The organism is Streptomyces capoamus (assembly GCF_014654935.1).
Classification (GTDB): Bacteria; Actinomycetota; Actinomycetes; order Streptomycetales; family Streptomycetaceae; genus Streptomyces; species Streptomyces capoamus.
The window spans coordinates 312506-321104 of the sequence record NZ_BNBF01000008.1 but is presented as its reverse complement, the minus strand read 5'-3'; the positions used below and the strand labels follow the sequence as shown (position 1 = coordinate 321104).

Genomic DNA, 8599 nt, shown 5'->3' with positions numbered 1-8599 from the left:
TGGGCCGCGCGGCCGGCGGAGCCCGCCGTGGTGTCCGGGGTGCCGGTTTCGTCGCTCACGGGACGATTATGGCTCCGGCCGTCGCCGGGCTCCCGGGCGGGGCGGCTGCCGACCGCCCCGCCCGGGGACGCGGCTGGGGTCACGGGCGCGGTCAGCCGCAGCGCGGGGCGACGTAGCCGTCGCTGCCCGTGCTGACGTAGGCGTCGGAGACGTACTCGCCGCTGTCGATGAGGTCCCAGATGTTGGTGGTTCCGTAGGTGCCCGACACGGTGGTACCGGGCGTCTGGCAGTAGATCGGTACCCGGACGCCCTCCGGCAGGACGCGGACCAGGTTGTACTGGGTGCCCGGGCCGCTGCGGACGTTCAGCCGGACGCCGGGGGCGACGGCGTAGGTGCGGACGGCTGCCGCCGCCTGTACCGCCGTGCCCTCGCCGATGCCCTCGGTCTCCTGTGCGCGGTCGACTGTCATGAAGGTTCTCCCCCGTGTGTGCCTGGAACGCGGCGCGCAGGACGTGTGCGCGACGCGTACGCAGACGCTAGCAAGCCGCCTCTGCCCCGTACGAGTCATCGACTAGGCTCCGTGCGTCGCGCGCGCGGACGAAGAGCACGGGGGTGGTCCATGTCGCCACAGCGCAACGGTGGAGCGGGCGCGGAAGCGGAGCTTCCCGCATACGCCGGTCACTACCGGCTGGAGTCCTGTCTGGGATCCGGTGGCATGGGGATCGTCCACCTCGCCCGGAGCACCTCGGGGATGCGGCTCGCGGTGAAGGTCGTACACGCCGAGTTCGCCCGGGATCCCGAGTTCCGGGGCCGTTTCCGGCAGGAGGTGGCCGCCGCGCGCAGGGTCAGCGGGGCCTTCACGGCGCCCGTCGTGGACGCCGACCCGGAGGCCGGGCGGCCCTGGATGGCCACCTTGTTCATCCCCGGTCCGACCCTTTCCGAACAGGTGAAGCGGAACGGCCCCCTGGCGCCCGGACAGCTGCGCCGGCTGATGGCCGGGCTCGCCGAGGCGCTGCGGGACATCCACCGGGTCGGGGTCGTGCACCGGGATCTGAAACCCAGCAACGTGCTGCTCGCCGAGGACGGTCCGAAGGTCATCGACTTCGGCATCTCCCGGCCGAAGGACAGCGAACTGCGCACGGAGACGGGCAAGTTGATCGGCACACCGCCGTTCATGGCGCCCGAGCAGTTCCGGCGCCCCCGGGAGGTGGGCCCGGCGGCGGACATCTTCGCGCTCGGCTCGGTCATGGTGCACGCGGCCACGGGGCGCGGGCCGTTCGACTCCGACAGCCCGTACGTCGTCGCCTACCAGGTGGTCCATGACGAGCCCGACCTGGCGGGCGTGCCGGAGGGTCTCGCGCCGCTGGTGCTGCGGTGCCTCGCCAAGGAGCCCGCGGAGCGGCCCACACCGGACGAGCTGATGCGGGAACTGCGCTCGGTGGCGGCCTCGTACGACACCCAGGCGTTCATACCGGCACAGCGGGCGGACGAGGACGGGCGCGCGCCCGGATCCGCACCGGAATCCGCACCGGAGCCCGGATCGCGATCCGCCTCGCCGCCCGCCGCGCGATCCGCCGCGGAGTCCCTGCCGGAGTCCCCGCCGGACTCCGCGCCCGAGTCCCTGGCGGAGTCCGCGCCGGAACCCGTGTCCGCGGGTCCCTCCCGTTCCCGCGCCGCCCGGTGGCGCCTTCGTCGGGGACGGGCCACGGTGCTGGCGGCCGGAGGCCTCGGGCTCGCGCTGGCCGGGGTGTTCACGGCCGTGTGGGCGGCCGGCGGAAACGATCAGGCAGCCAGGGGCAGCGGGGGGCCGGCGCTGACGGCTGCTTCCGTCGGTACCTGGACCTCCCGGCCGGCGCCGGGCGGCGAGGGCATGCCGCAGTGCGCGTACGGGGCGGGCAAGGTGCTCTGCGCGCGCCCGGGCGCCGTCTTCGCGCTCTCGCCGGACGACGGCGGGCTGCTGTGGCGGCGCTCGGTCGGCACCGCGACCGCGAGCGGGCCGCCGGCCCTCTCCGGCGGGCTGGTGCAGCCGTACACGGACGGCGGCTCACGGCTCGCGGGGCTCGACCCGGCCACCGGCGAGCAGGTGTGGCAGCGTCGGCTGCCCGCGGGGACGACGGTCCGCTACGCCGGGGGTACGGCCCTGCTCGCGGGCGCCGACGGCACGCTCACCGGGGTGGACGGCGCGACCGGCGCCACCCGCTGGCGCGGTGCCGTACCCGGGCGGGGCGGGGCCGCCCTGGCGGTGTTCCCCGGCGAGCCGGCGGCCTGGGTGACGCGGACGTCCGCCGACGGGACGAGCACGCGGCTGACCGCCGTCGACGCGGAGACCGGACGGGTGCGGGGGGACGTACGGCTGCGGGGCTGGCTCAGGCCGTTCGCCGCGCGGGACGGCGCGGTGTTCCTCCTGGCCCTGGACCGGTCGTACGGCACCGAGGAGATCGTCCGCTACACCCCCGCGACGGGCGCGACCCGGCGCGTGGCGCTGCCCGCCGTGCTCGACGGCGCCCACGCCACCGTGCAGGGGAACGTCGCCTACGTGCTGGCCACCGGCGGCTCGCTGGACGCCGTGGACGTGGTGTCGGGCCGGCACCTGTGGCACCTGGAGACGTCGGTGAGCCGTGGTTCGGTGCCGGTCGTGCGGGACGGGCGGGTGTACGTCACCGCGAGCGACGGCCGGCTGCTCGCCGTGGACGCCCGCAGGGGCCGGCTCGTCGGGCAGACGCCGGCCCGGCTGGGCGCGAACTCCGCCCGGGTCATGAGCGCCCCGCCCGCGCCGGTGCCGGTCGGCGACCGCGTCCTCGCCGCCGCGCCCGACGGCACGGTCTTCGCCGTGGACGGCCGGAGCCCGTCGGCCTGGGGCACGCCACGGTGACCGGACGCAGGGGCCGCCCCCGTCACAAGGCGGCCCCTGCCGCGACCGGTCAGCCGAGCCGGGACACGTCGCGCACCGCGCCCCTGTCGGCGCTCGTCGCCATCGCCGCGTAGGCGCGCAGGGCCGCGGAGACCTTGCGGTCGCGGTTCTTCGGGGCGTAGACGCCGTCCAGGGCCTCGGCGCGGCGGGCCAGTTCGGCCTCGTCGACCAGCAGCTCGATGGTGCGGCCCGGGATGTCGATGCGGATCCGGTCGCCGTCCTGGACCAGGGCGATGGTGCCGCCGGAGGCCGCCTCGGGCGAGGCGTGGCCGATGGACAGGCCCGAGGTGCCGCCGGAGAAGCGGCCGTCGGTGATCAGGGCGCAGGTCTTGCCCAGCCCGCGGCCCTTCAGGTACGAGGTCGGGTACAGCATCTCCTGCATGCCGGGGCCGCCCTTGGGGCCCTCGTAGCGGATGACGACGACGTCGCCGTCCTTGACCTCCTGGGTGAGGATCCGCTGGACGGCCTCCTCCTGCGACTCGCAGACCACGGCCGGACCCTCGAAGGTCCAGATCGACTCGTCCACGCCGGCCGTCTTGACCACGCAGCCGTCGACGGCGAGGTTGCCGCGCAGCACCGCGAGGCCGCCGTCCTTGGAGTACGCGTGCTCGGCGGAGCGGATGCAGCCGTTCTCGGCGTCGTCGTCCAGGGACTCCCAGCGCTCGGACTGGGAGAAGGCCTCGGCGGACCGGACGCATCCGGGGGCCGCGTGCCACAGCTCGACCGCCTCCGGGGACGGGGAGCCGCCGCGCACGTCCCAGGTCTTCAGCCAGTCGGAGAGGGAGGGGCTGTGGACGGCGTGCACGTCCTCGTTGAGCAGGCCGGCGCGGTGCAGTTCGCCGAGGAGGGCGGGGATGCCGCCGGCGCGGTGCACGTCCTCCATGTAGTAGGTGCGGTTCTTGGCGACGTTGGGCGCCACCTTCGCCAGGCAGGGCACGCGGCGCGAGACGGCGTCGATCTGGTCCAGGCCGAACGGGACGCCGGCCTCCTCGGCGGCGGCCAGCAGGTGCAGGATCGTGTTGGTGGAGCCGCCCATCGCGATGTCCAGGGCCATGGCGTTCTCGAAGGCCTGGAAGGTCGCGATGTTGCGGGGCAGGACGGTGTCGTCGTCCTGCTCGTAGTAGCGGCGGGTGAGGTCCATGACCGTGCGGGCCGCGTTCTCGTACAGGGCGCGGCGGGCGGTGTGGGTGGCGAGGACCGAGCCGTTGCCGGGCAGGGACAGGCCGATGGCCTCGGTCAGGCAGTTCATCGAGTTGGCGGTGAACATGCCGGAACAGCTGCCGCAGGTCGGGCAGGCGTTCTCCTCGATGCGGAGGATGTCCTCGTCGGAGATCTTCTCGTTGACGGCGTCGGAGATCGCGTCGACCAGGTCGAGGGTGCGGACCGTGCCGTCCACGAGGGTGGCGCGGCCGGACTCCATGGGGCCGCCGGAGACGAACACCGTCGGGATGTTCAGGCGCAGGGCCGCCATGAGCATGCCCGGGGTGATCTTGTCGCAGTTGGAGATGCAGACCAGGGCGTCGGCGCAGTGCGCCTCGACCATGTACTCGACCGAGTCCGCGATCAGGTCCCGGGAGGGCAGGGAGTACAGCATGCCGCCGTGACCCATGGCGATGCCGTCGTCCACGGCGATCGTGTTGAACTCGCGCGGGATGCCCCCGGCCTCCTTGATCGCCTCGCTGACGATCCGGCCGACCGGCTGGAGGTGGGTGTGGCCCGGCACGAACTCGGTGAAGGAGTTCGCGACGGCGATGATCGGCTTCCGCCCGATGTCCGCACCGGGTACACCGGAGGCGCGCATCAGGGCGCGGGCGCCCGCCATGTTGCGGCCGTGGGTGACTGTGCGGGACCTCAGCTCGGGCATCGTCGCTCGCTCCTTCAGACGGGTGTGGCTGCTATCGAGCGTACGCCGGTCATCCAGTGGGCGGGACAAGGTGTCCGCATCGCGGGACGACCGTTTCACGGGGACGTCAGGTGACCCTGAACGACGGGGGCGAGGCGGGCGATGAGCTGCTCGGGGTCCGCCGACGCCAGCGGCTCCACCTTGATCACGTACCGCAGCATGGCGCACCCCACGAGCTGGGCGGCCGCCAGCTCGGCGCGCAGCTCGGCGTCCGGAAGCTCCACCTGGGCGGCGATGCGGCGCAGCAGCTGAGCGGCGACCAGCCGGCGGAAGACGGCGGCGGCCGTGTCGTTGTTGACGGCCGAGCGCACGATCGCCAGCAGCGGGGTGCGGGTGGTGGGGTTCTCCCAGATGCCGAAGATGAACCGGGTCAGCCGTTCGCCGATGCCGTCCAGGGAGCCCTCGGCAGCCGCGTCCGGGGCGTTCAGCGCGGGGGCGAAGGCGACCTCGACGGCCGCCTCGAAGACCTGTTCCTTGGTGCCGAAGTAGTGGTGGACGAGCGCGGAGTCCACGCCGGCGGCCTTGGCGATGCCGCGGACGGACGTCTTCTCGTACCCGCGCGCGGAGAACTCCTCGCGGGCGGCGGTGAGGATCCGGTCGCGGGTGCCGGCGGACTCGGTCCGCGGGGGCCGGCCGCGGCGGCGGGCGGGGGGCCCGGACGCGGTGTCGCCCGTGGACGCAGCCCCGCCCGCAGGCGCGGTGTCGCCCGTGGGCGGGGTGTCGTCCGTGGGCGGGATCGCGGTCACCGGCGGGGCACCCGCACGGCCGCCGCGGTCAGGTGCTTGCGCGTGAATTCCAGGGCCTCGGCGAGATCGGCCTCGCGCTCGGCGCCGGACATCGCCCGCCGGGTGTTGACCTCGATCACGACATGGCCGTCGAAGCCGGTGTGCACCAGGCGTTCCAGCAGCTCGGCGCAGGGCTGGGTGCCGCGGCCGGGGACCAGGTGCTCGTCCTTGGCCGAGCCCCGGCCGTCGGCGAGGTGGACGTGCCCGAGCCGGTCGCCCATGCGGTCGGCCATGTCCAGGGCGTCGCTGCGGGCCGTCGCCGTGTGGCTGAGGTCGATCGTGAAGTGCCGGTAGTCGTCGTGGGTGACGTCCCAGTCGGGGGCGTAGGCGAGCATCTCGCGGTCGCGGTAGCGCCAGGGGTACATGTTCTCGACGGCGAACCGTACGTCCGTCTCGTCCGCCATCCGCCATATCCCGTCGACGAAGTCCCGGGCGTACTGCCGCTGCCAGCGGAACGGCGGGTGGACGACGACGGTGGAGGCGCCCAGCTTCTCGGCCGCCGCCCGGGCCCGCTGGAGCTTCACCCAGGGGTCGGTGGACCAGACCCGCTGGGTGATCAGCAGACAGGGGGCGTGGACGGCCAGGACCGGGACGCCGTGGTAGTCCGACAGGCGGCGCAGCGCCTCGATGTCCTGGCTGACCGGGTCGGTCCAGACCATGACCTCGACGCCGTCGTAACCGAGGCGCGCGGCGATCTCGAACGCCGTCGCCGTCGACTCCGGGTAGACGGAGGCGGTCGAGAGCGCGATGCGCACGTCCACGTCCCTTGGTTCAGCCACGTCCGTCACCTTACGGCGCCGGGAGGCCGGGGTGTCGGGTGCCTGTTCGCCGTTGTGAGGTTTGCCATTCGGGCGGCTGCGGGTCGTTCGTGGCTTGTCGCGCAGTTCCCCGCGCTCCTTCGGGACGCTAGTCCGAACCCATGTGGTCCAGGCGCCGCAGGATCACGCCCTCCCGCAGGGCCCAGGGGCATATCTCCAGGCTCTCCACGCCGAACAGGTCCATCGCGCCCTCGGCGACCAGGGCGCCGGCGAGGAGCTGGCCGGCCCTGCCGTCCGAGACGCCGGGGAGTTCGGTGCGCTGCTCGGTCGTCATGCCGGCCAGGCGCGGGACCCAGGCCTCCAGGGACTCGCGCTTGAGCTCGCGCTGGACGTAGAGGCCCTCGGTGCTGCGGGCGGCGCCGGCGATGCGGGCCAGCTGCTTGAAGGTCTTGGAGGTGGCGACCACGTGGTCGGGGGCGCCGATGCGGTTGAACTCGCCGACCGTGCGGGCGATCTCGGCGCGGACGTGGCGGCGCAGGGCGCGGACGTCCTCCGGGTCGGGCGGGTCGCCGGGCAGCCAGCCGGCGGTGAGGCGGCCGGCGCCGAGCGGCAGGGAGACCGCCGCGTCCGGTTCCTCGTCCATGCCGTAGGCGATCTCCAGGGAGCCGCCGCCGATGTCCAGGACCAGCAGCTTCCCGGCGGACCAGCCGAACCAGCGGCGCACGGCGAGGAAGGTGAGCCGGGCCTCCTCCTCGCCGGCGAGCACCTGGAGCCGTACGCCGGTCTCCTGGGCCACGCGCGCGAGGACGTCGTCGGCGTTGGTGGCCTCGCGGACGGCGGAGGTCGCGAACGGCAGCAGGTCCTCGACGCCCTTGTCCTCGGCGGCCTGGAGCGCGTCCTGGACGACGGCGATCAGCTTGTCGATGCCTTCGTCGCCGATGGCGCCGCTGTCGTCGAGGAGCTGGGCGAGCCGGAGTTCGACCTTGTGCGAATGCGCGGGCAGCGGGCGCGCGCCGGGGTGGGCGTCCACCACCAGCAGATGCACCGTGTTCGATCCCACGTCCAGGACACCGAGTCTCATGTACGGAACGCTACTGCCAGAACGCCCGTGCTCGGTCCCCGCAGCGGCACCCGGCCACTTACCCTGGACGGGTGCCAAAGACGAAAAAGGCGAAGGCCGGCAACACGGGCAAGGTCGACAAGGCGGGCAAAGGGCGTAAGCCCGCCGGCACTCCCGAGGAGGCGAGGATGAGCGACGAGAAGGGGCTCGACTTCGCCCGCGCCTGGGTGGAATTTCCCGATCCGGCGGACGACGAGCAGGTGTTCCGCTGCGATCTGACATGGCTGACCTCTCGCTGGAACTGCATCTTCGGCAGTGGCTGCCAGGGCATTCAGGCAGGGCGCGCGGACGACGGGTGCTGCACGCTGGGGGCGCACTTCTCCGACGAGGACGACGAGAAGCGGGTCGCCGGGCACGTGGCCCGGCTCACGCCGGAGATCTGGCAGCACCACGACGAGGGCGTGCGCGGCGGGTGGGTCGCCGAGGACGAGGACGGCTCCCGGCAGACGCGGCCCTTCCAGGGGTCCTGCATCTTCCAGAACCGGCCGGGGTTCGCGGGCGGCGCGGGCTGCTCGCTGCACATCCTGGCGCTGAAGGAGGGGCGCGAGCCGCTGGAGACCAAGCCGGACGTGTGCTGGCAGCTGCCGATCCGGCGGACGTACGACTGGATCGACCGGCCGGACGACACGCGCGTGCTGCAGGTGTCCATCGGGGAGTACGACCGCCGGGGCTGGGGGCCGGGCGGGCACGACCTGCACTGGTGGTGCACCTCGGCGACGTCGGCGCACGGCGCGGGTGACCCGGTGTACGTGTCCTACCGGGCCGAACTGACGGAACTGATGGGCAAGGCCGGCTACGACCGCCTGGTCGAGCTCTGCGAGCAGCGCCTCGCCGCGCAGCTTCCCCTCGTCGCCCCGCACCCGGCCGACCCCGCCCCCTGACCCGTGGGCGGGGCGCCCGCCCGGCGGTGAGCGGGTGTGCGGCGGGGTTCACGTGTCCGACGGGCTCGGGGTGTCCGTGGTGCTCGGGGTCGGCGTGGGGGTCGCCGGGTCGGTGGGCGAGGGGGTGCCCGGCGTCGTGGGGTCCGTGGGCGGCGGGGACGGGGTCGTCGGCGGGTCGCTCGGGGGCGGGGCCGGCGGGGTCGAGGGCGCCGTGGCGGTCGGCCGGGGGGTGGGGCGGGCC

8 protein-coding genes are annotated in these 8599 nt (G+C 73.9%); 3 read left to right on the top strand and 5 right to left on the bottom strand.

Going from position 1 to position 8599, the window contains the following annotated elements; translation table 11 throughout:
* Positions 1–151 precede the first annotated feature (151 nt).
* Positions 152–469 (bottom strand): SH3 domain-containing protein, encoded by a 318-nt coding sequence (locus IE312_RS15960; RefSeq protein ID WP_189982258.1) that lies wholly within the window; start codon positions 467–469, stop codon positions 152–154.
* A gap of 150 nt (positions 470–619) precedes the next feature.
* Here IE312_RS15960 and IE312_RS15955 point away from each other — a divergent pair, with 150 nt between their 5' ends.
* A complete protein-coding gene (locus IE312_RS15955) occupies positions 620–2872 on the top strand; it encodes a protein kinase domain-containing protein (protein ID WP_189982256.1) in 2253 nt (750 codons plus the stop codon).
* A gap of 49 nt (positions 2873–2921) precedes the next feature.
* Here the strand turns inward: IE312_RS15955 and ilvD are convergent, their stop codons facing one another.
* The 4 genes from ilvD to IE312_RS15935 form a co-directional block, all read right to left on the bottom strand.
* Positions 2922–4775 (bottom strand): dihydroxy-acid dehydratase, encoded by a 1854-nt coding sequence (gene ilvD, locus IE312_RS15950; protein WP_189982254.1) that lies wholly within the window; start codon positions 4773–4775, stop codon positions 2922–2924.
* 95 nt (positions 4776–4870) lie between these two features.
* Positions 4871–5560: a TetR/AcrR family transcriptional regulator gene (locus tag IE312_RS15945; protein ID WP_229899843.1), complete on the bottom strand. Its 690-nt coding sequence runs from the start codon at positions 5558–5560 to the stop codon at positions 4871–4873.
* Positions 5557–6378 (bottom strand): sugar phosphate isomerase/epimerase family protein, encoded by an 822-nt coding sequence (locus IE312_RS15940; RefSeq protein WP_189982252.1) that lies wholly within the window; start codon positions 6376–6378, stop codon positions 5557–5559. The genes IE312_RS15945 and IE312_RS15940 overlap by 4 nt, the downstream gene beginning before the upstream one ends.
* A 127-nt stretch (positions 6379–6505) precedes the next feature.
* Positions 6506–7438 carry a Ppx/GppA family phosphatase gene (locus IE312_RS15935; RefSeq protein WP_189982250.1) on the bottom strand — a complete coding sequence of 311 codons (933 nt, stop codon included), beginning with the start codon at positions 7436–7438 and terminating at the stop codon, positions 6506–6508.
* A 71-nt stretch (positions 7439–7509) separates the two neighbouring features.
* Here IE312_RS15935 and IE312_RS15930 point away from each other — a divergent pair, with 71 nt between their 5' ends.
* The gene (locus tag IE312_RS15930) at positions 7510–8358 is read left to right on the top strand and encodes a DUF3109 family protein (protein WP_189982248.1); all 849 of its coding nucleotides are present in this window, start codon (positions 7510–7512) and stop codon (positions 8356–8358) included.
* Between the two features lie 52 nt (positions 8359–8410).
* A partial coding sequence (locus IE312_RS44010; RefSeq protein WP_306419746.1) for a hypothetical protein occupies positions 8411–8599 on the top strand: 189 nt, incomplete at its 3' end.

Coding starts and splice junctions, on each gene's coding strand:
- IE312_RS15960 (WP_189982258.1), bottom strand. CDS start 469: ATGACAGTCGACCGCGCACAGGAGACCGAGGGCATCGGCGAGGGCACG.
- IE312_RS15955 (WP_189982256.1), top strand. CDS start 620: ATGTCGCCACAGCGCAACGGTGGAGCGGGCGCGGAAGCGGAGCTTCCC.
- ilvD (WP_189982254.1), bottom strand. CDS start 4,775: ATGCCCGAGCTGAGGTCCCGCACAGTCACCCACGGCCGCAACATGGCG.
- IE312_RS15935 (WP_189982250.1), bottom strand. CDS start 7,438: ATGAGACTCGGTGTCCTGGACGTGGGATCGAACACGGTGCATCTGCTG.